The sequence below is a fragment of the Deinococcus aetherius genome (assembly GCF_025997855.1).
Taxonomy (GTDB): domain Bacteria; phylum Deinococcota; class Deinococci; order Deinococcales; family Deinococcaceae; genus Deinococcus; species Deinococcus aetherius.
In genome coordinates this window covers 431977-450395 of record NZ_AP026560.1, presented here as the reverse complement: position 1 = coordinate 450395, position 18419 = coordinate 431977, and the positions used below count along the sequence as shown (strand labels likewise).

Sequence of the window (18419 nt, the reverse complement as noted above, 5' to 3'; positions counted from 1 at the left end):
CGCTCAGGGTTCGAGCACCACCTTCACCGCGTCGAGACTTCCCCGCGCGAGGTCGTGGATGAGTTCGGGGCCGTCCTCCAGCCCGGCCACCCGCTCGATCAAGGGCGTCACGTCCACCCGCTTTGAACGCAGCAACTCCACCGCCCGCGCGAACTCGTCCACGAAAGCGTAGGCGCCGCGCACCGTGATCTCGCGGGTGACGACCTCCTGCATGGGGACCTCGACGGTGGGGGCAGAGTTGCCGACCCAGGTGACGTGCCCGCCGTTACGGCACATCTGCACCGACTGCCTGACGGTCGCCGTGATCCCCACGACCTCCAGCACGGCGTCGGCGCCGTGCCCGACCGTGAGACGGCGTACCTCCTCGACGGGGTCCGTCCCGCCCGCGTGGATCACCTCGTCCGCCCCGAGCCGCCGCGCGAGATCGAGGCGATGCGGGCTGAGGTCGCTCACGATCACCCGGCCCGCGCCCCGCAACCGCAGGGCCAGAACGGTCAGCAGCCCGACCGGGCCCGCCCCCAGCACAGCCACCGTGTCCCCCACCTCCAGCGGGGTGAGGTTCGCCGCGTGGAGCGCCACGGCAAGCGGCTCGACGAGGGCGCCCTCGTGCCAGCTCACCTCGGCGGGGAGGGGGAGGGCGTTGCGCTCCGGCACGCTGACGAACTCGGCGTACCCCCCGTTCACCGACCAGCCGATCCCCCGGCGGTGCAGGCAGAGGTTGGGGCGCCCGGCGCGGCACTGGGGACACGTCCCGTCGGAGACGATGGGCTGGACGACGACCCTATCTCCAACTCGGTGCCTCTCCACCCTCTCTCCCAGCGCCTCGACCGTGCCGCAGAACTCGTGGCCCATGACGACGCCGGGGGAGCGCCGCCCGGTCGAGCCCGTGAAGCCGTGAACGTCCGAGCCGCACACACCCGCCGCACGCACCCGCACGAGCACCTCGCCCGGGGCGGGCCGGGGGGACGGCACCTCGCGCAGCGGCATCTGCCACGGCGCCTCGAACATCAGGGCGCGCACGGGGCCTCGTCGTGCGCGGAGTGAGCCGCGCGGCGGTGGGGAAAAGGAGTTCCGGGCATGACGCCTCCTGGGTGAGCCTGTGGAGTGGAAAACGGCCCTCACCCTAGAGCGGCCCGTGCGGCGGCGTCAACGCGGCCTCCCTGCCCCGGAGGTCACGCCGAAGTCACGCGCCGCGTGCTGTCGTGGGGGCGTCACGAAGGCGCAGCACGGACCGGTCCCCGGGAAGCCAGGTTCACGGGGAATGGGGCCGCTCCTCCTTCCGTGCAGGAGGCGTTATGAAGGTTGTCCACCCCCGGCTCGTCCCCGACGATCAACCCCGCCGCCCCGTTCCCAGCTTGAGCACGGGCGGGAAGGCCGGACACGAGGCCCTGGTCCCGCCCCTCCCCGCCGGGTGGCTCGCGGACGGTCGCCGGGGTGACTCCCACACGGACGAGAGGCACCCCTCCACCCCCGAGCAGTTCGACGCGGCGCTGGAGCGTTGGCGGTGACGGGCGTGCGCTTCAGCCTTCGGAACCTCCCCGGGCACGCCCATCTCCTGCCCGATCAAGACGGCAAGGGCCTGAACATCCGGGACGGCCCGGGAGGACGGAGTGGCCCGTCTCCCTGATCGTGAAGTCAGCCCCACATCCTCCCCCGCAGGCCAGGAGCGCGCGACCTCGCCGGACAGGTCGCGCCCCGCTCCTCCCTTCGCCCCGTCCGGCCCCTTCCGAAGGAGCGTCATGACTGCCCCCACCCTGCTCGCTTCCGTCGCCGTCGATCTCGCCCTGACCCTGCTCAAGGACAAGCTCGCACGCAGTGAGCTTCCGCCGGAAAAGGTCGGGACCGCTCTGAGCGTGGTCGGCCTCGTCGTGCAGGACCTGCTCGACGGCCGCGCCGAACTCACGGGCGACACCCGCCTGATCTTGCAGGCCCGGCTCGACCAGGGCCTGCGGGCGGTCGGCCTGGAAGGGGGGGTGTGACTTCCGTGCGCCGCCTCCTGCCCCTGCTGACCCTCGTCCCCCTGCTCACCGCCTGCCCGTCGACCCCCGGGCTCGTCACGGTGCGCGACGTGGTCTCGCCCGTCCTCGACCGGGAGGCCCGCCTGACGGCCGAGCGCCGGGGCACCGAGGTCGAGCTGGTCTTCTCCCCCGGCCCCTCGGCGGCGCGGGCGGTCGCCCTGTTCGTGGGATCGAGCGACCCCCGCGCGCTTGGCAGCGCCGACCCGGACTGCGGGCCGCTGTTCCCGGACGCCCGCGCGAGCGCCGCGAACGAACCGGCGGGCCTGCGCTGCATCCTGGGCGACGTGGCCGCCGGGGAGACGCGCCGCCTCACGGTCACGGGCGCGGGCGTCTCGGCCAACGCGACCTTCTACCGTTCCGGAAGCGGGGCCAAGCCGTCCCTGACCTACTACCAGCCTTTGACGCGGTGAGGGGGGCGTGCCGGGTCCACCCCGGAGCCTTCCTCACACCGAGCCTTTCCTCTTAACCCGACCAATCCGAGAAGTCAAGGCACCTGGGTGAAGGTGTCTTGACATCTTTGCTTGGTCGGGTGCTTAAATAAGGCCACATCAAATCAAGGTCCGGGCGGGGCGAGAGCTGCCTCGTCGATTTTTCTGGCGTTCCCTCGTCGGTCTCGTGTTCCACGGCCTGCCTCGCCGCAAAAGGCAGAAGGAAGCACCCATGAAATCACACCACCGCACCCTGGCCCTGGCGCTCGCCGCCACCGCCGCCACCGGCCTCACCGTCTTCGCCGTCGCGCAGGGGCTGCCCAAGCTGCCCCAGAAGGCGACCTACAAGGTGGGCTTCGCCCAGACCGAGAGCAACAACCCCTGGCGCATCGCCCAGACGAAGAGCATGCAGGACGAGGCGAAGAAGCTCGGCTACCAGCTCGTGTACACCGACGCGGCGGGCTCGGCGGCCAAGCAGGTCGCCGACGTGGACTCGATGATCGCGCAGCGGGTGGACGCGATCTTCCTGGCCCCGCGCGAGGAAAAGCCCCTCGCCGCCGCCGTGAAAAAGGCGCGGGCCGCCGGAATTCCGGTGATCTTGCTCGACCGTAACGTGGACCCGAGCCTCGCCAAGCCGGGGCAGGACTACGTGACCTTTATCGGCTCGGACTTCATCCAGGAGGGCCAGCGTGTCGGGCAGTGGCTCGCCAAGAACATGAAGGGCCAGGCGCGGGTGATCCAGCTCCTCGGCACGACGGGCTCCTCGCCCGCCAACGACCGCCGCAAGGGCTTCGAGGACGCGGTGAAGGGCAACGCCAACATCAAGATTCTGGCCTCGCAGACCGGCGACTTCGCCCGCGACAAGGGCCGTCAGGTCATGGAGACGCTGCTCCAGGCGCACCCCGACGTGAACGTGGTGTACGCCCACAACGACGAGATGGCGATTGGGGCCATCGCCGCGCTGGAGGCGGCGGGCAAGAAGCCCGGCAAGGACGTGATGGTGATGTCCATCGACGGCGGCAAGGAGATCGTGCAGCTCGTCGTGGACGGCAAGGTCAACTACGTCGTGGAGTGCAACCCGCGCTTCGGGCCCAAGGCTTTTGCCACCCTCAAGGACTACGCGGCGGGCAAGAAGATCCCCGCCAAGATCATCAACCCCGACCGCGACTACACGGCCCAGAACGCCAAGGCCGGTCTCGCCTCGGCGTACTGAGCCTCCGCTCGACCAAAGGGGTGCCCGGGATGCGGCACCCTTTTCGGCTTCCGGGTCCAGGGTCCGCACATCCCCCGCAGAGAAGGCCTAACGTGGAACAACAGCAATCCCTCCTCGCTATGAGGGGCATCGACAAGAGCTTTTCCGGCGTGCCCGCGCTGCGTGAAGCCCGCCTCGCGGTCGGGCGCGGCGAGGTCCACGCCCTGATCGGGCAGAACGGCGCCGGGAAGTCCACCCTCATCAAAATCCTCACGGGCGCCTACCGCAAGGACGGCGGCACGATCACCTTTGCCGGGCGCGAGGTCGAGTTCACCTCGCCCCAAGCCGCGCAGCGCGGCGGCATCAGCACGATCTACCAGGAGGTCAACCTCGTCGCCCTGCGCTCGGTGACGGAGAACATCTTCCTGGGACGCGAACATCGGCGCGGCCTCTTCCTCGACTGGCGGCGGATGAACGCCGAGGCGCGGGAACTCCTCGAACGCTTCGACGTTCACGTGGACGTGACCCGCCCACTGATGGACTTCAGCGTCGCCGTGCAGCAGATGGTCGCCATCGCCCGCGCGGTGTCGTTCGAAAGCCAGCTCGTCATCATGGATGAGCCCACCTCCTCGCTCGACGACCGCGAGGTGGAGACGCTGTTCGGCGTCATTCGCCAGCTCAGGGCGCAGGGCGTCTCGGTCATCTTCGTCTCCCACCGCCTCGACGAGCTGTACGCCGTGTGTGACCGGGTGACGGTCATGCGCGACGGGCGCACGGTGGACGAGCGCGCCATGAGCGAGATCGGCAAGCTCGACCTCGTCGCCCGGATGCTCGGCAAGGAGGTCGGCGAACTGCGCCGGGAGGGCGAGACGGCCTTCTCTCGCGGCGGCGGGGCGGAGGGCGGCCTGCTGCTCGAAGCGCGCGACCTGCGCACCGGCGCGATGCTGCGCGACGCCGACCTCGACGTGCGGGCGGGCGAGATTGTAGGCCTGGCGGGCCTGCTGGGCTCCGGGCGCACGGAAACGGCCCGGGCGGTCTTCGGGGCCGACGAGCTGGAGGGCGGCGAGGTGCGCGTCTCGGGCCGCAGGGCGAATTTCCACTCCCCGAGTGACGCCATCCGCGCCGGGCTGGGCTTCTGCTCGGAGGACCGCAAGACCGAGGGCATCATCCCCGACCTCTCGGTGCGCGAGAACCTGACGCTGGCGCTGCTGCCCCACCTGTCGCGCCACGGCGTCGTCGATCCGAAGCGGCAGGCGGAGGTCGTGGACCGCTTCATCGCGCGGCTGGGGATCAAGACGGCGGGGCCGGAGCAGAAGATCCGGGAACTCTCCGGCGGCAACCAGCAGAAGGTGCTCCTTGCCCGTTGGCTGTGCATGAACCCCAAACTCCTGATCCTCGACGAGCCCACGCGCGGCATCGACGTGGGGGCCAAGGGCGAGATTCAGGCCCTGCTGAGCGAACTCGCCCGCGAGGGACTGGGGGTGCTGATGATCTCCAGCGAACTCGAAGAACTCGCGGAGGGCGCCGACCGGGTAGTCGTGATGCGCGACGGGCGCAGCGTGGCCGAACTGCCGCGCCAGGACCTCAGCCAGGACGCGATCATGAACGCGATGGCGCACGGGGACTCGGCGCACGGTGAGACCGCCCCCACCGGAGGTGCCTCATGACCCGTCCCGGGAGAACGACCGCGCCGCCTCCCGTCCTGGGGCAGGCCCGCCGCAAACGGACCACCTCTCCCCTCCTCGGCCCCCTCGTCGCCCTGGTGCTGCTCTTCCTCTTCAACGCCCTCTTCACGCCGAACTTCCTGACCACCCAGACCCTCAACGTCAACCTGACCCAGGTGGCGACCGTCGTGATCGTCGCGGTGGGGATGACGCTGGTGATCGCCACGGGCGGGATCGACCTCTCGGTGGGGGCGCTGATGGCGATCAGCGGGGCGGTCGCGCCCATGCTGTTTCTCAATCCGCCCTTCGGGAACGCCGCGCTCGGCATCGGACTCGCCTTTACCGTGCCGGTGCTCGTGGCGGGGGTGTTCGGGCTGTTCAACGGCTCGCTCGTCACCCGCTTCGGCATCCAGCCCTTCATCGCCACCCTGATCCTCTTCATCGCGGGTCGGGGCATCGCGCAGGTCATGACGAACGGGCAGCTTCAGACCTTTTCCAACTCCACCTTCGGGTACATCGGGCTGGGGCGACCCTTCGGGATTCCCTTTCAGGTCATCCTGATGCTCGCGGTGGTCGCCCTCTTCGCCTGGGTCGTGAGCCGCACCGTGTTCGGTCGCTACGTCCTCGCGGTGGGCGGGAACGAGGCGGCGGCGCGGCTGGCGGGCATTCCCACGAACCGGGTCAAGCTCGCGGTGTACGGCATCAGCGGCCTGCTCTCGGGGCTCGCCGGGCTGATTGTGATCGCCATCAACTCCTCGTCGGACGCCAATCAGGTCGGGCTCAACATGGAACTCGACGCCATCGCCGCCGTCGCGGTGGGCGGCACGGCGCTGACGGGCGGGCGGGCGACCATCCTGGGGACGCTGCTCGGCGCCCTGATCATCCAGCTCATCCGTTACACCCTGCTCGCGCGCGGGGTGCCCGACGCCGTGGCCCTCGTGGTGAAGGCCGCGATCATCCTCGTCGCCGTGTATATCCAGCGGCAGCGGCGGTAGGCGGGCGGGAGTTGGAAGACGGTTTTTCTGGGACGCCTGGCGCGTTCACCCCCACCCGGCCTCCCCCCTGAAGGGGGAGGGGCAAAAAGACAAAGACTCAGAGCGTTCGTGTGGAAGACCGCGCGGAACGTCAGAAGGAGGCTCCCCTGTCCGCCATCACTCCACAACCGACCCGGCGTGAATCCTCGCGTGTGCGCGCGGGGCAACTGCTCCAGCGGTACGGCGTCCTCGTCGCGCTGGCCCTGCTCGTGCTGTTCGGCTCGCTGCGCTACGAGGGCTTCCTGTCCACGTACAACGTCTTCACCGTGCTGGGCTACAACTCGATGTTCGGGCTCGTCGCGCTGGGGATGGCCTTCGTGATCATGACGGGGGGCATCGACCTGAGCGTGGGGAGCGTGGCGGCCTTTGCCAGCGTGATTGCCGCGCTGCTCAGTCCCTTCGGCCTGTGGCCCGCCCTGCTCGGGGCGGTCGCCGCCGCGACCCTGCTCGGGCTGATCAACGGCGTGGTTGTCGCGTACCTCAAGATTCTGCCCTTCGTCGCCACGCTCGCCATGCTGCTCGCGGCGCGGGGGCTCGCGCTGCTGTTCGCCGGGAACCAGTCGGTGTCGGTCGATTCGGAGCACGGCTTCACCACGCTGGGGCAGGGCAACATCGGCGGCGTGCCCTTCACCGCGATCCTCCTCTTCGTCGCCTTCGCGGTCGGGGCCGTGGTGCTGCGCTCCACCCGCTTCGGGCGGCACGTCCTCGCGGTCGGGGGAAACGAGGAGGCCGCGCGGCTGATGGGGCTGCCCGTCGAGCGGACCCTGGTGTGGGTGTACGTGCTGTCGGGGGCGCTCGCCGGACTCGCGGGCGTGATCCTCGCGTCTCAGTTCGGGGCGGGGCAGCCGACCGAGGGGCTGGGGTGGGAACTCACCGCCATCGCCGCCGTCGTGGTGGGCGGAACGCTCCTGACGGGGGGCAGCGGGTCCATCGGCTCGACGCTCGTGGGCGTGCTGCTCCTCGGCATCATCTTCAACATCCTCAACTTCGAGAACGGGCGCGGCACGATCAGCCTCAGCGCCTACTGGCAGTCGGTCATCCGGGGCGCCTTCCTGCTCCTCGTGGTCGTGCTGCAAAACCAGCTCACGCGCCGCAGGGCCAGCGGCGGGGGGTGAGTCCCGCGCGTGAGGACAGGTTCATTTCTCCCCGGGCCCAAAGGCGCAAAATAGCTCCACGAGTCATCTCTCCGCTCCGGCTGCCGAGCCCTCATTTCCCCCTCGCCAGGAGGACCCCATGACCGCCACGAACGACACCAAGCCCGCCCCGTCCATGAGCATGAGCGCCGACGCCCCGGCGACGACCACCGACACGGGAGCCCCGATCAACGCCACGCCCTACGCCGACCCGCAGTACGACGTGCCCAGCATCATGGCCGCCCTGTACGGCGACGGCATCCTGGGCCTCAAGGGCGCTTTCCCGCGCGAGTGGGTCGCCAAGCTCGACGAGGAGCTCGCGGTGCTGTACAGGGCCGCCCTCGCCCGGCCCGGCGGCGCGGTGGGGCGCGGCACGAACCGCCACTACGTCGAGATTCACCCCGAGGACATCAGCGGCTTCCTCGACCTCGTGACCCATCCCTGGGTGCGGACGGTGTGCGAGTGCGTGCTGGGGCCGAACTACAAAGTCGTGGAGATCGGCTTCGACGTACCCAACCCCGGCGCCAAGGACCAGCCGTGGCACCGCGACTTCCGCGCGGGCGAGGAGACGCTGGTGGACCGCCGCCTGAACTCGCTCGCCTTCAACCTGACCGCGGTGGACACCGAGGAGGACATGGGCCCCTTCGAGATCGCGCCGGGCACCCAGTGGGACGACCCCAGCGAGTACGACCACGGCATGTTCCCGCCCCAGTCGCTCTACCCCCGCTACCAGGCGCGGGCGCAGCGCAAGTACCCCAAGATGGGGGACATCTCGGTCCGCTCGGCCCTGACCATCCACCGGGGCACTGCCAACGTCAGCCAGAAGCCCCGCCCGGTGCTCGTGCTCGGTGTGGACGCCCCCGGCGCGGGCCACGACGCCTGGCACGACCTCCAGCTCACGCGGGGCTATTACGACCGTCTGCCGCAGGAGGTGAGGGATCACCTGATCTGCCGCGTCGTGGACGAACTCGAACCCATTATGCAGGGCCACACCATCGAGGGCCTGATGATGGGCGACGCCTGACGTGACGCGGGACTTCAACACCGTGGTCGCGCACTTCGGCTCTGCCGCCGTCCCAGGCCATATCAAGGCGCTGGAGGGGGGGCGCGGCATGATGCGCGTCTCCCTCGACGAGGCGACCCCGGAGTTGGGTGAGGGCACCGAATGTGTGCTGGAGATGCACGACGGCGCCCGCTTCCGCTTCACCGTGACCGAGCGGCTGGGGGGCGAGGGAAACGAGCTGCGGATGAAGCTGCTGGGCAAGGCGTAGCGGCACCGTAAAGATCGAGACCGCGCCTCCCCGCCGAGGTGGGGTCTTCTCCTGGAGGGGAGCGCGTCGTCCTGGCCCTACCGCCCCGCCCCCAGCACCTGCCGCACCCGCTCGGGGAGCGCCGCCCGGTCGGCCTTCGTCAGGGCGCTGCGGGGCTTGCGGTGCGCCAGGGCTAGGTACACCTCCGCCTGCTGGGCCAGAAAGGCGCGGTAACCGTCTTCCCCCCCGCCTCGCACGCACTCCAGCGCGAGGAGGTCGAGCTGGTCTTCGAGCAGCCCCAGCGCGAGGAAACGGGCGGCGTTCATCCCGCTGTCCCCGAGCAGGGGAGACAGCAGGGGCAGGCGTTCGGGGGCGCGGGTGAGCGGCCGGGCGGCCCGCCTGACGTTGGGGTCTTCCAGGGTGAGGGCGCAGGCACGGCAGGGCTGCTCCCGGCTCGCCTCGCCGCACACCGGGCAGGGGCGCCAGCCCTGTTCCTCCCTCCACTTGCGGGCGCGGGTGATCGCCTCGGCGGCCCTCAGCGCCACGTCCCTCAGGTCCCCCTCCACGTTCCGTACCAGCGAGCGGGCCCGGGCGCGGTCGGGGGCGGGCAGGGGCGCGACGCGGGGGGCGGGCGCGGCGGCGCGGACCGTTCCCACCGTGAAGCGAATCTCGTTCACGCCGTCCTCGCCGAGCAGGGCGTTGAGGCTTTTCAGGAAGTGGTGGCGCTGGAGGGTGAGGTGGTGGGCGGTCGCGCTGTCCCGCACCTCCACGAAGAGGGTGCCGCCCTGCTGCGAGCGGGGCCGGGTCATCCGGGCGATCTCCGGGCCGACCGCCTGCGGCCAGGCGATGATCGACCGCGCCTTGCCGATTCCCCTCGTCAGTCGGGCGCTGCCCAGCGTCGGTCCCATCAGGTCGCCGAGGCTGCGGGAGGCCCCGGTGCGGCGCGGCCCCTTCACGCCCCCGCCTCCACCGGATCGGCCGTTACAGGGTCTGCCGGAGCCGCTTCCTCTTCCGGGGTGAAGCGGCCCCCGTGGGCCCGCAGGGTCTGGGCGGTGCCGGGCACCCGTTCCGTGCCGGTCACAATGGCCTGCGGCACGCTCGCGGCGAGGTCGAGGAGAAAAGCCCGCCGCCCGGGGTCGAGTTCCGCCGTGAAGTCGTCGATGAGGAGCACCGGCTTTTCCCCGAAGCGTTCGGACAGCAGTTCGAGTTCGGCCCGGCGCAGCGCGAGCGCGACCGTGCGGCCCTCGCCCCGGGAGGCGTACTCGCTGGCGGGAAACTCGCCCAGCGTCAGGGTCAGGTCGTCACGGTGGGGTCCGGTGACGGTGGCACCACGGGCGAACTCCTCGGAACGGCGGGCGGCGAGGTCTTCCGCGTAGGTCTCGGGCGTCGTCGATTCGCTCAGGGTCAGGATCAGCGTCTTGCGGCTTCCCAGCGCCGCGTTCGCCTCCCGGGCGAGTTCGTCCAGCCGGGTCAGGGCGCGGCGGCGGAACAGCATGATCTCGGTACCGAGCTTGACGAGCACGTCGTCCCAGACGTGGAGGGACCAGTCCTCCCCGGCCTTGAGCGCCGCGTTGCGCTGGGTCACCGTGCGCTCGTAGCGGGCGAGGTGTCCGGCGTGGCGGGCGCTGACCCGCGAGAGCAGCGCGTCGAGGTAAGCGCGGCGGTTAGCCGGGGGGCCGAAGACGAGTTCGCTGTCCTCCGGCCTGATCCACACGGCACTTCCGCGCGGCAGGTCGCCCGTCCGCACCCGCACCCCGTCCACCTTGAGGTGACGGCGCCCGCGCCCCAGCCCGACCTCCTGGATGCTCAGGCTGCCGCCCTGCTGCACATCGGCGCGCACGTACGCCTCGCGCTCGCCCGACTGCACGAGCTGTTCGAGCCGCGTCACGTCCGTGAGCCCGGTCAGGGCGAGGTAGGCCGCCTCCAGCAGGTTCGTCTTGCCCGCCCCGTTCTCGCCGAACACACCCGTCACGCCCGCCGGGAAACTCAGCGTGCCCGGCGCGAGGTTCCGGTAGTTGAGGGTGGAGAGGGAGGCGAGCTGCACTCTGGACATTCTAGGCGAGGGGGGAAGGGGGCGGGGTGCCGGGGACGCAGTTGGGAGGGCGGGGAAGGCCCGCGCTCTATCCTGGGCCGCATGACCGCCCCTGACCGCGACCGCCTCCTCGTCCTCACGCCGCACCCGTCCGGGGCGCTCCCCGCCGACGTGCTGCGGGACATGCTGGGGGAGGACGTGTTCGACGAGGAGAAACGGGCGGCCTTCCTGCGGCGGGTGTTTCTGGAGGGGGACCCGTACACCGACCTGATCTACGCGGTGCCGGGCACACGCTACCTGCAAGCCCCCTGGAGCCGCTTCGCGGTGGACCTCAACCGGGACCGCTTTGATACGGACGACAACGGGGTGGTCAAGCTGATGGACTTCGACCGCCGCCCCCTCTACCCGGAGGGCTTCACCCTGACGCAAGGGAAACGGGAGGCGCGGTTGCGGCGGGTCTGGGACGCCTTCGACGCGGGGGTGAGCGAGGAATTGCGCGGCGCGCGGCTGATGATCGTCGGGCACTCGATGGCCTCGCACGGGCCGAAGCTGGGGCCGGACACGGGGGCTCCCCGCCCCGCCCTGACGCTGATGCTGGGGACGGAAGGGGAGCCCACCTTTCCCAGAGGCGGCTGGGACGCCCTGCGAGCCGCCTGCGCCCAGGCGTTCGCCCCCGTGCTGACGGGCGAGTTCAACCGCGTGGCGGTGGGCGACCCCTGGACGACCGATACCCTGAGCAGGAATCACCACGCGCGTACGGGGATTCCCGCCTTCGGCATCGAGATCAACGTGGCGCTGTATTACGGGGAGTGGGGAGTGGTGCGGCCCGGGGCGCTGCGGGAGTTGAACGCTGCCTTCGGGCGGTTCGCGGACGCGGCGCTGGGGCTGGTGGAGTAAGTCGGCAAGTTCAACCCGAGCGGCTGAGCCTGTCCACGTACCTGAGCAACGTCGGGATGCGGTGCTCGCCCGCCATCCCCAGGACACAGCCCTTCGCCTCCTCCAGCGGGAGGCCGACGGAGGTGACGAAGAGAGGGCTCCTGCTCGTCCCGCGAAGAACCTCTGCTTCCTCGGGAGTGCCGTGGAACCTCGACTTGGCGACGCCGATGACCGCGACTCGCTCCTCCAGCACCTCCCACAGGTGCAGGCCGAGTCCGGGCCTTTGCTCGCTCCCCAGCCACACGTACCCGTCGATCACGATGACGCTCGTCTCCGGTAAGGCAGGCTCGATGATCTTCAGCAGGGCGGGCAGTTCGCGGCGGTAGAACTCTCCGGGAAGGTACTCCTCGGGAAGGCCGAGGTGGGCCGTCAGGACCCTCTCCGGGTGTTCGTCGGCCCAATCACCGAAGAGGATGCCCGCCGCCTTCGCCCCGCCCGGCGAGTAGCCCACGTCCACGGCGAGGATCAGAGCGCACACCCCTGGAGAAGCGGCCCCACGCCCTCACGCCTCCCGCGTCGCCAGTTCCCGCACGCCGCCTTGCAACTCCCGCGCGGCCTCCTGATCCGGGGCGCTCCTCAACGCCTCCTCCAGCAGTTCCAGCCCCTCCCGAGCCTGGGCGTCCGCGTAGTCCTGGGCGTAGCGGACGCTCCCGCTCTCCAGCAGCCAGCGGTGAATTTCGGCGATGGCGGCGGGGTCCTTGTCGGGGCGGTTGCGGCGCATCTGTTCGAGAAACACCCGCCTCTGCTCCTCCGGCGCCCGGGCGAGCCAGTGCAGCACGATCAATGTGCGCTTGCCCTCCAGCAGGTCGCCGCCGATCTCCTTGCCGTACTTGAGGGGGTCGCCCGCGAGGTTGAGCACGTCGTCCCGAATCTGGAAGGCGGCCCCCAGCGCGAGGCCCGCCGGGGTGAAGGCGTCCTGGGGCGCGATCCCCGCCGCGAGCGCCCCCAGCCGCAGCGGCACGACGACCGTGTAGTGGGCGGTCTTGAGACGCACCATCTCCAGGTAGTCGGCCTCCGTGAGGTTCCACTCGCGGTGCTCCACCCAGGCGAGGTCCAGGTGCTGCCCCTCGGCGGTGCGGTGGATCATGGCGAGGAATTCCTCCATGCCGCCGGGCACGCCCGCACGCCACACGGCGCCCCACATGTAGGCGTGCAGGGCGTCGCCCGCGTTGATGGCGAGCGGCACCCCGTACAGGCGGTGGAGGGCGGGTCTCCCCCGGCGCTCCTCCGAGTCGTCCTCGATGTCGTCGTGGATCAGGACCCAGTTCTGGAACATCTCCAGGGCCGCCGCGAGCCACAGCGCCCCCTCCCAGCGTTCGGAGCCCGGTGTGACCCCGTGTGCGCGGGCGCTGGCGAGGAGGAGTTCGGAGCGGATGCCCTTGCCGCCGCGCTGGGGGTAGTCGCGCAGCATGTCAAACAGCAGTTGCAACTCCGGGCGCTTACTCCGGGCGGGGAGCAGCGACAGCACGCGGTCGAGGAGGTCGGGGCGCATCGGGGGCAGTGTAGCGGGCCGGGGCGGGCTTACCGTGGGCGCGTCCCCGCAGGGCCGTTCTCACGCGCCTTTTCTAGACTGCGCCCGTGACCCCCGCCCCCCGCCGCAACCTCCGTCTCGTGCGCTGGCTGGTGCCCGGCGGAACGCTCGCGCTGCTGGTGGGGGTCGCCCTCACGCCGGACGTGCGGGCCTTTCTGGAACGCGGGTACGCCGCGCTCACGTCGAGCGACCCCGCCGTCACCCACGCCTTCGTGGCCGGGCTGGGCTGGGCCGGGCCCGTCGCGCTGATCCTCGGCTTCGTGTTCCAGGCGGTGCTGCCGGTCCTCCCCGCCCTGGTGATGACCGCCGTGACCGCCCGCGCGTACGGCCCGGTCGAGGGCTTCCTCATTGTCTACGTTGGCACGCTGCTGGGGGCTGCCGCCGGGTACGGGCTGGGGCGGGCGGTGGGGGACACGCTCGTGCGCACGCTCGCCGGGGAGCGGGCCCGCAACGCCGCCCACGCCTTTGCCGAGCGGTACGGGGTGCAGGGCGTGCTCCTCGTGCGGCTGATGCCGATTCTTTCGGCGGACGTGATGAACCTCGTGGCGGGGGCGGCGCGGATGGGGTTTCGCCCGTTCATGCTCGCCACCGCCGCCGGGGCGCTGCCCGTGACCCTGCTCGTGGTGTGGCTCAGCGGCTCGGCCCGCCGGATGGCGTGGGGGCTGGGGCTGCTCTCGGCGGTCGTCGCCCTCGCGGCCCTGGGGCGCTGGTGGCTCGGGCGGCGTACAGCGGCGAGGCAGGTCCCGGACGTTCCGCCCCAGGCGGGCGGCGGCGCCTCTTGAGGTCACCCTGAAGTTCGTCTCAGAAGGTGAGCCGGGCCGAGATTGTTCCCCGGGGCGGGATGGAATGTTGAGCTTCGGAGGAAAACCCATGAGAAAGCTCCTGCTCGCCGCGCTGACGGCGGCCCTCGGCGTTGTGCCCCCCGCCCTGGCCCAGGGTTCGGCCTCGCCGACTGGCCCCGGCCCGAGGCAGACGACCATTCCCACCCCCCGCCCGGTGCCCGCCCCCGAGCCGCCCGTGTCGGCCACCGTCACGCGCAACGAGCCCGCCGCGCTCGAATTCACCCCCGACAAGCTCGCCCGGCTGAGGGTCCCGGCGGGCTTCACGATCACCGTGATGGCGACCGGCCTGGGCAACGCGCGGATGATGCACGTCATGCCGGGCGGCGGCATCTACCTCACCCGCAGGCAGCAGGGCGACATCTATTACCTCAAGGACGTCAACAAAGACGGGCGCTTCGACGCGGGCGAGCGCCGGATGGTGGCACAGAACCTCAAGCTCGTGCACGGGCTGGACGTGAAGGACGGCAAGCTCTACGCGGTCGGCGAGAAGACGATCTGGGTGATGGACATGGCGAAGGACGGGACGCTGAGCGTGCCCCGCGTCTTCGCGGACGGCTTCCCCGACGCCGGGCAGCACCCCGCGCGCGGCCTGAAGTGGGGCCCGGACGGCTACCTCTACGCCTCCTTCGGCTCGACCAACAACGACGCCCCCACCCAGAACCCCGAGGAGGCGACCATCCTGCGCGTCCGCCCCGACGGGCAGTGGCGCGAGGTGTACGCCCGGGGACTGAGGCACACCATCGGCTTCGGGTGGCACCCGGTGACAAAGGTTCTGTACGGCATGGATCAGGGGATGGACTGGCACGGCGACAACCTCCCGCCCGAGGAGATGAACGTCATCGTGCGCGGGCGCAACTACGGCTGGCCCTTCTGCTACGGGAACCGCACACCCGATCCCTACACCAACACCTCGCAGATCCCGGGCCGGATCACCAAGCAGGAGTACTGCGACCTCACCCAGGGCTCGCTGCTGACGTACACCGCGCACGCGGCGGCCATCGGGCTGGAGTTCTACACGAGGACCCAATTCCCCGCCGAGTACCGCAACGACGCCTTCGTTGCCTACCGGGGCTCGTGGAACCGCTCCGAGCCCAGCGGCTACGAGATCGCGCGGGTGGACTTCGACGCGAACAACCGGCCCACCGCCATCACCCCCTTCGTGACGGGCTTCGTGTACCAGGAGGGCGGGGGGTGGAAGCAGTTCGGGCGCGTGGCGGGCGTCGCCACCTACACCGACGGCAGCCTGCTCTTCACCGACGACCAGAGCGGCGTCCTGTATCGGGTGCGGTACACGGGGGGCCAGTGATGAGGCACCTGACACTCCTGGGCGGGCTCGTGCTGGGCCTCGCCGTCGCGGGGGGCGCGCAGCCCATGACGGCGGCCCCGGCGACCACTCCCCTGTCCGCCATCGCCGCCCTGCGTGACCCGGCGGGGCAGGTCATCGGCACCGCGACCTTCCGGCAGATGGGCCAGGGCGTGCAGGTCAGCGTCGAGGCGCGCGGCCTGCCGCCCGGGGGGCACGGGATGCACGTTCACGAGTACGGGCGCTGCACCCCCGGCGTGGACCCAGCCACCAATACCGTCGTTCCCTTCGGCGGGGCGGGCGGGCACTTCGACCCGGGCATGAGCCGCAACCATGACGACCCGCAGGCGCCCAACAAGTACGGGCACGGCGGCGACCTGCCCATGCTCAACGTCGGCGCGGACGGCGTGGGTCGCGCCACCTTCACGAGCGACAAGGTCAGCCTGACGGGGATGAACGGGGTCCTGAACCGCTCCCTGGTCATCCACGCCAACCCCGACGACTACAAGAGCGACCCCTCGGGGATGAGCGGCGCCCGGCTGCGCTGCGGGATCATCTCGCGGAACGGGCTCACCACGCGCGACTATCCCCTCCCCGGCGCCCAGGACTTCCCCGAGGGGGTGGCCTACGACGCGAGGAAGGGCGTGATCTACACCGGCAGCGCCGTGAACGGCACGATCTACGCGGTCGACGCGGCGAGCGGCGCGGTGAGCAAGTTCCAGGAGGGGGGCGCACTCGGCCGCCGGGCCGCGCTGGGACTCAAGGTGGACCCCCAGGGCCGGTTGTGGATCGCGGGCGGGGCCCAGGGCACGGTCAGCATCCTCAGCCCGGACGGGGTGACCCTCAAGGTGCTCCAGACGCCCGACAGCCCCAACCCCTACATCAACGACCTGACCCTCGCCCCCGACGGGAACGTCTACGTCACCGACTCCACGCGGCCCGTCATCTTCCGGGTGGACCCCGACCTCACCCTGACCCGCTGGCTCGACCTCGGCGACACACCGGTCAAGTACGGCCCCGGCATCAACCTCAACGGCATCGCCGCCACGCCGGACGGGCGCTATCTGCTCGCCATCCAGCTCAACACCGGGGAGCTGTGGCGCATCGACCTGCGCAGCAAGGCCGTGCAGCGGGTGATGGGCGGCCTGGAGCGCGGTGACGGCCTGCTCCTCGACGGGCGCACCCTGTACGTGTCGCGCAACGCGATGCAGGTCGTCAGCAAGGTGAGCCTGAGCGCCGATTACGGGAGCGGCCAGGTCGTCGCGGAGGAGCCCCTGCGCGGCCTGCGCTTCCCGGCCACCCTGGCGGCGGTGGGCGGCGACCTCGTGGTGACCCAGAGCCAGCTCGACAAGTTGCAGGGGGGCACGCCGGAAACGCCCTTCCGCCTCACCCGCTTCAGGAAGTTCTAGGACGGCGGGGGAGGAAGGCTTGTTGGCTTTCCTCCCTCGTCTTTTGGCCGAGCCGGTCTGGAGCAGCCGCACCAGGGGCCGTGTCATGCTGGGCAGCCATGACCTCCCTGCAAGGGCTGATCCGTCACCACGGCCTGACCGAGATCGAGGGCGCCATCCTGGCCGCCGTGCGGTCGGCGGTGCGGTTGTCCCTGGGCGAGCCGAACCCGGGCCCGGGCGAGAGCCGGATCGGCGGCCTGCCCGACCTTCCCGCCGCGCTGAGCTGGCCGTTGAGTGAGGGAGGCGAGGCCCTGACCTTCCTCCTGCAACTCAACCTGCGGGACGTGCCCCACTTCGCGGGGAACCCCCTGCCGGGACGGGGAATGCTCTACGTCTTCCTGGGCCTGGACGAACCCGCCTCCGACGTGGAGCACCGCCTGCTGCTCTACACAGGCGACGAGGGGCTGAGCCCACGCCCTCTGCCGGACGCGCCGCCCGCCAACGAGAACTACGGCGACCTCCCCCCGCACGGCCTCGGCACTGTCCTCGTCCCCGACCTGCCACGCTGGACCTCGCGCGCCTACGAGGCGCTGACCGGCACGCTCTCCGAGGACGGGCAGGAGAGCTACGAGGCCCTGATCGACGACTTGCGGGCGGGCCAGGGGCAGGGACGGGGGCACGTCGGCCAACTCTTCGGCCACGTCACGGGCATCGGCCACCCGGCCGAGGAGGACGCCTTCATGGTGCGCGACGTGGACCGGGCGTGGCTCTACGACTACGGGAAACGGGCCACCGTGGACATGACGGGTGCCGACGCCTGGCGCAACCTCCTGCGGGTGAACTCCGTGCGCGAGCTTGACCTCACTTTCTGGGACGCGGGTTACCTCCACTTCCTGATCCGCCAAGGGGACCTGGAGGCACGGAATTTCGGGGAAACCTACGCGGCGATAGAGACGAGTTGAGGAAGGCGTGGCAGCCCTGAAAAAGGAGAACCCCCGTCACCTGCCCGGGGGTCCTTCTTTTCCTCCTCCCTGCTACACCCCATACCCCCTACTTGTTCTGCGCCAGCCTGTCCAGCACCAGGCGGCTCACGCTCTTCAACGTCTCGAACACGCCGCCGCCGTTGTGGGCGGTCGCCTCGAAGAGGGTGAGTTCTTTCTTGGGGTCGATGACCGCGCGGATCATATCGGTGGGCAGGGCGCCCTCGATGTCGCGCTTGTTGACCTGAAGCACGATGGGCACGTCGCGCACGTCGATCCCGTGTTCGGCGAGGTTCTCGCGCAGGTTCCTCATGCTCTCGGCGTTGGCGCGCAATCTGTTGGGGGCTGAGTCGGCGACGAAGACGATGCCGTCCACCCCGCGCAGGATCAGCTTGCGGCTGGCGTTGTAGAAGACCTGGCCGGGCACGGTGTAGAGGTGGAAGCGGGTCTTGAAGCCCTGCACGGAGCCGAGGTCGAGCGGCAGGAAGTCGAAGAAGAGGGTGCGCTCGTCCTCGGTGGCGAGGGAAACCATCTCGCCGCGCAACTGAGCGGGCACCTTGGAGAAGACGTGCTTGAGGTTGGTGGTCTTGCCGGACATGCCGGGGCCGTAATAGACGATCTTGCAGTTGATCTCGCGCGCCGCGAAGTTGATGGTGCTCATGGATTCCCCCTATGGTCCCGTGACGGC

Annotated in this window: 20 protein-coding genes; 14 read left to right on the top strand and 6 right to left on the bottom strand. The window is 70.5% G+C overall.

Features of this window, described 5'->3' with window-relative positions:
* Window positions 1–3: 3 nt before the first annotated feature.
* Window positions 4–1020 carry a zinc-dependent alcohol dehydrogenase gene (locus tag DAETH_RS02360; protein ID WP_264776340.1) on the bottom strand — a complete coding sequence of 339 codons (1017 nt, stop codon included), beginning with the start codon at window positions 1018–1020 and terminating at the stop codon, window positions 4–6.
* A gap of 275 nt (window positions 1021–1295) precedes the next feature.
* On the opposite strand from DAETH_RS02360, the gene DAETH_RS02355 reads away from it, so the two are divergent.
* The 9 genes from DAETH_RS02355 (at window position 1296) to DAETH_RS02315 (ending at window position 8740) form a co-directional block, all read left to right on the top strand.
* Window positions 1296–1508 (top strand): hypothetical protein, encoded by a 213-nt coding sequence (locus DAETH_RS02355; RefSeq protein WP_264776339.1) that lies wholly within the window; start codon window positions 1296–1298, stop codon window positions 1506–1508.
* Between the two features lie 231 nt (window positions 1509–1739).
* Window positions 1740–1979, top strand: coding sequence for a hypothetical protein (locus tag DAETH_RS02350; protein WP_264776338.1), 240 nt, complete (start codon window positions 1740–1742; stop codon window positions 1977–1979).
* Entirely contained in the window at window positions 1976–2428 is a 453-nt protein-coding gene (locus DAETH_RS02345) for a hypothetical protein (protein ID WP_264776337.1), read from the top strand. Before DAETH_RS02350 ends, DAETH_RS02345 begins: the two co-directional genes overlap by 4 nt.
* Window positions 2429–2678: 250 nt before the next feature.
* Window positions 2679–3659 carry an ABC transporter substrate-binding protein gene (locus tag DAETH_RS02340; protein WP_264776336.1) on the top strand — a complete coding sequence of 327 codons (981 nt, stop codon included), beginning with the start codon at window positions 2679–2681 and terminating at the stop codon, window positions 3657–3659.
* Between the two features lie 92 nt (window positions 3660–3751).
* Entirely contained in the window at window positions 3752–5305 is a 1554-nt protein-coding gene (locus DAETH_RS02335; RefSeq protein WP_264776335.1) for a sugar ABC transporter ATP-binding protein, read from the top strand.
* Window positions 5302–6297 carry an ABC transporter permease gene (locus tag DAETH_RS02330; protein ID WP_264776334.1) on the top strand — a complete coding sequence of 332 codons (996 nt, stop codon included), beginning with the start codon at window positions 5302–5304 and terminating at the stop codon, window positions 6295–6297. Before DAETH_RS02335 ends, DAETH_RS02330 begins: the two co-directional genes overlap by 4 nt.
* Before the next feature lie 191 nt (window positions 6298–6488).
* Window positions 6489–7451, top strand: a complete 963-nt coding sequence (locus DAETH_RS02325) for an ABC transporter permease (protein WP_264776333.1) — start codon at window positions 6489–6491, stop codon at window positions 7449–7451.
* Between the two features lie 118 nt (window positions 7452–7569).
* Entirely contained in the window at window positions 7570–8493 is a 924-nt protein-coding gene (locus DAETH_RS02320) for a phytanoyl-CoA dioxygenase family protein (RefSeq protein WP_264776332.1), read from the top strand.
* Between the two features lies 1 nt (window position 8494).
* Window positions 8495–8740 carry a hypothetical protein gene (locus DAETH_RS02315; protein ID WP_264776331.1) on the top strand — a complete coding sequence of 82 codons (246 nt, stop codon included), beginning with the start codon at window positions 8495–8497 and terminating at the stop codon, window positions 8738–8740.
* Window positions 8741–8817: 77 nt separating this feature from the next.
* On the opposite strand, the gene DAETH_RS02310 is transcribed toward DAETH_RS02315, so the two are convergent.
* On the bottom strand, window positions 8818–9675 hold the full coding sequence (locus tag DAETH_RS02310) for a DUF721 domain-containing protein (protein ID WP_264776330.1): 858 nt from the start codon (window positions 9673–9675) through the stop codon (window positions 8818–8820).
* Entirely contained in the window at window positions 9672–10772 is a 1101-nt protein-coding gene (gene recF, locus DAETH_RS02305) for a DNA replication/repair protein RecF (protein ID WP_264776329.1), read from the bottom strand. The genes DAETH_RS02310 and recF overlap by 4 nt, the downstream gene beginning before the upstream one ends.
* Before the next feature lie 81 nt (window positions 10773–10853).
* Here recF and DAETH_RS02300 point away from each other — a divergent pair, with 81 nt between their 5' ends.
* Entirely contained in the window at window positions 10854–11648 is a 795-nt protein-coding gene (locus tag DAETH_RS02300) for an N-formylglutamate amidohydrolase (protein ID WP_264776328.1), read from the top strand.
* A gap of 10 nt (window positions 11649–11658) precedes the next feature.
* Here the strand turns inward: DAETH_RS02300 and DAETH_RS02295 are convergent, their stop codons facing one another.
* Together DAETH_RS02295 and DAETH_RS02290 are read right to left on the bottom strand one after the other, a co-directional pair.
* A complete protein-coding gene (locus tag DAETH_RS02295) occupies window positions 11659–12165 on the bottom strand; it encodes an endonuclease V (protein WP_264776327.1) in 507 nt (168 codons plus the stop codon).
* A gap of 24 nt (window positions 12166–12189) precedes the next feature.
* Complete coding sequence (locus DAETH_RS02290; protein ID WP_264776326.1) at window positions 12190–13179, bottom strand: polyprenyl synthetase family protein; 990 nt, start codon at window positions 13177–13179, stop codon at window positions 12190–12192.
* Window positions 13180–13265: 86 nt separating this feature from the next.
* On the opposite strand from DAETH_RS02290, the gene DAETH_RS02285 reads away from it, so the two are divergent.
* The 4 genes from DAETH_RS02285 to DAETH_RS02270 all read left to right on the top strand — a co-directional run bounded on the left by DAETH_RS02285 (window position 13266) and on the right by DAETH_RS02270 (window position 17713).
* Complete coding sequence (locus DAETH_RS02285; RefSeq protein WP_264776325.1) at window positions 13266–14000, top strand: TVP38/TMEM64 family protein; 735 nt, start codon at window positions 13266–13268, stop codon at window positions 13998–14000.
* 88 nt (window positions 14001–14088) lie between these two features.
* Complete coding sequence (locus DAETH_RS02280; RefSeq protein ID WP_264776324.1) at window positions 14089–15366, top strand: PQQ-dependent sugar dehydrogenase; 1278 nt, start codon at window positions 14089–14091, stop codon at window positions 15364–15366.
* Window positions 15366–16772 (top strand): superoxide dismutase family protein, encoded by a 1407-nt coding sequence (locus DAETH_RS02275; RefSeq protein WP_264776323.1) that lies wholly within the window; start codon window positions 15366–15368, stop codon window positions 16770–16772. Before DAETH_RS02280 ends, DAETH_RS02275 begins: the two co-directional genes overlap by 1 nt.
* A gap of 98 nt (window positions 16773–16870) precedes the next feature.
* On the top strand, window positions 16871–17713 hold the full coding sequence (locus DAETH_RS02270; protein WP_264776322.1) for a YwqG family protein: 843 nt from the start codon (window positions 16871–16873) through the stop codon (window positions 17711–17713).
* Window positions 17714–17801: 88 nt separating this feature from the next.
* Here the strand turns inward: DAETH_RS02270 and mglA are convergent, their stop codons facing one another.
* A complete protein-coding gene (gene mglA / locus DAETH_RS02265; protein ID WP_264776321.1) occupies window positions 17802–18392 on the bottom strand; it encodes a GTPase MglA in 591 nt (196 codons plus the stop codon).
* Window positions 18393–18419: the final 27 nt, after the last annotated feature.

Bases quoted from the DNA above. Each gene is read 5' to 3' on its own strand.
- DAETH_RS02355 (WP_264776339.1), top strand. From the start codon at position 1,296: ATGAAGGTTGTCCACCCCCGGCTCGTCCCCGACGATCAACCCCGCCGC.
- DAETH_RS02350 (WP_264776338.1), top strand. From the start codon at position 1,740: ATGACTGCCCCCACCCTGCTCGCTTCCGTCGCCGTCGATCTCGCCCTG.
- DAETH_RS02340 (WP_264776336.1), top strand. From the start codon at position 2,679: ATGAAATCACACCACCGCACCCTGGCCCTGGCGCTCGCCGCCACCGCC.
- DAETH_RS02330 (WP_264776334.1), top strand. From the start codon at position 5,302: ATGACCCGTCCCGGGAGAACGACCGCGCCGCCTCCCGTCCTGGGGCAG.
- DAETH_RS02320 (WP_264776332.1), top strand. From the start codon at position 7,570: ATGACCGCCACGAACGACACCAAGCCCGCCCCGTCCATGAGCATGAGC.
- recF (WP_264776329.1), bottom strand. From the start codon at position 10,772: ATGTCCAGAGTGCAGCTCGCCTCCCTCTCCACCCTCAACTACCGGAAC.
- DAETH_RS02300 (WP_264776328.1), top strand. From the start codon at position 10,854: ATGACCGCCCCTGACCGCGACCGCCTCCTCGTCCTCACGCCGCACCCG.
- DAETH_RS02290 (WP_264776326.1), bottom strand. From the start codon at position 13,179: ATGCGCCCCGACCTCCTCGACCGCGTGCTGTCGCTGCTCCCCGCCCGG.
- DAETH_RS02280 (WP_264776324.1), top strand. From the start codon at position 14,089: ATGAGAAAGCTCCTGCTCGCCGCGCTGACGGCGGCCCTCGGCGTTGTG.
- DAETH_RS02275 (WP_264776323.1), top strand. From the start codon at position 15,366: ATGAGGCACCTGACACTCCTGGGCGGGCTCGTGCTGGGCCTCGCCGTC.
- DAETH_RS02270 (WP_264776322.1), top strand. From the start codon at position 16,871: ATGACCTCCCTGCAAGGGCTGATCCGTCACCACGGCCTGACCGAGATC.
- mglA (WP_264776321.1), bottom strand. From the start codon at position 18,392: ATGAGCACCATCAACTTCGCGGCGCGCGAGATCAACTGCAAGATCGTC.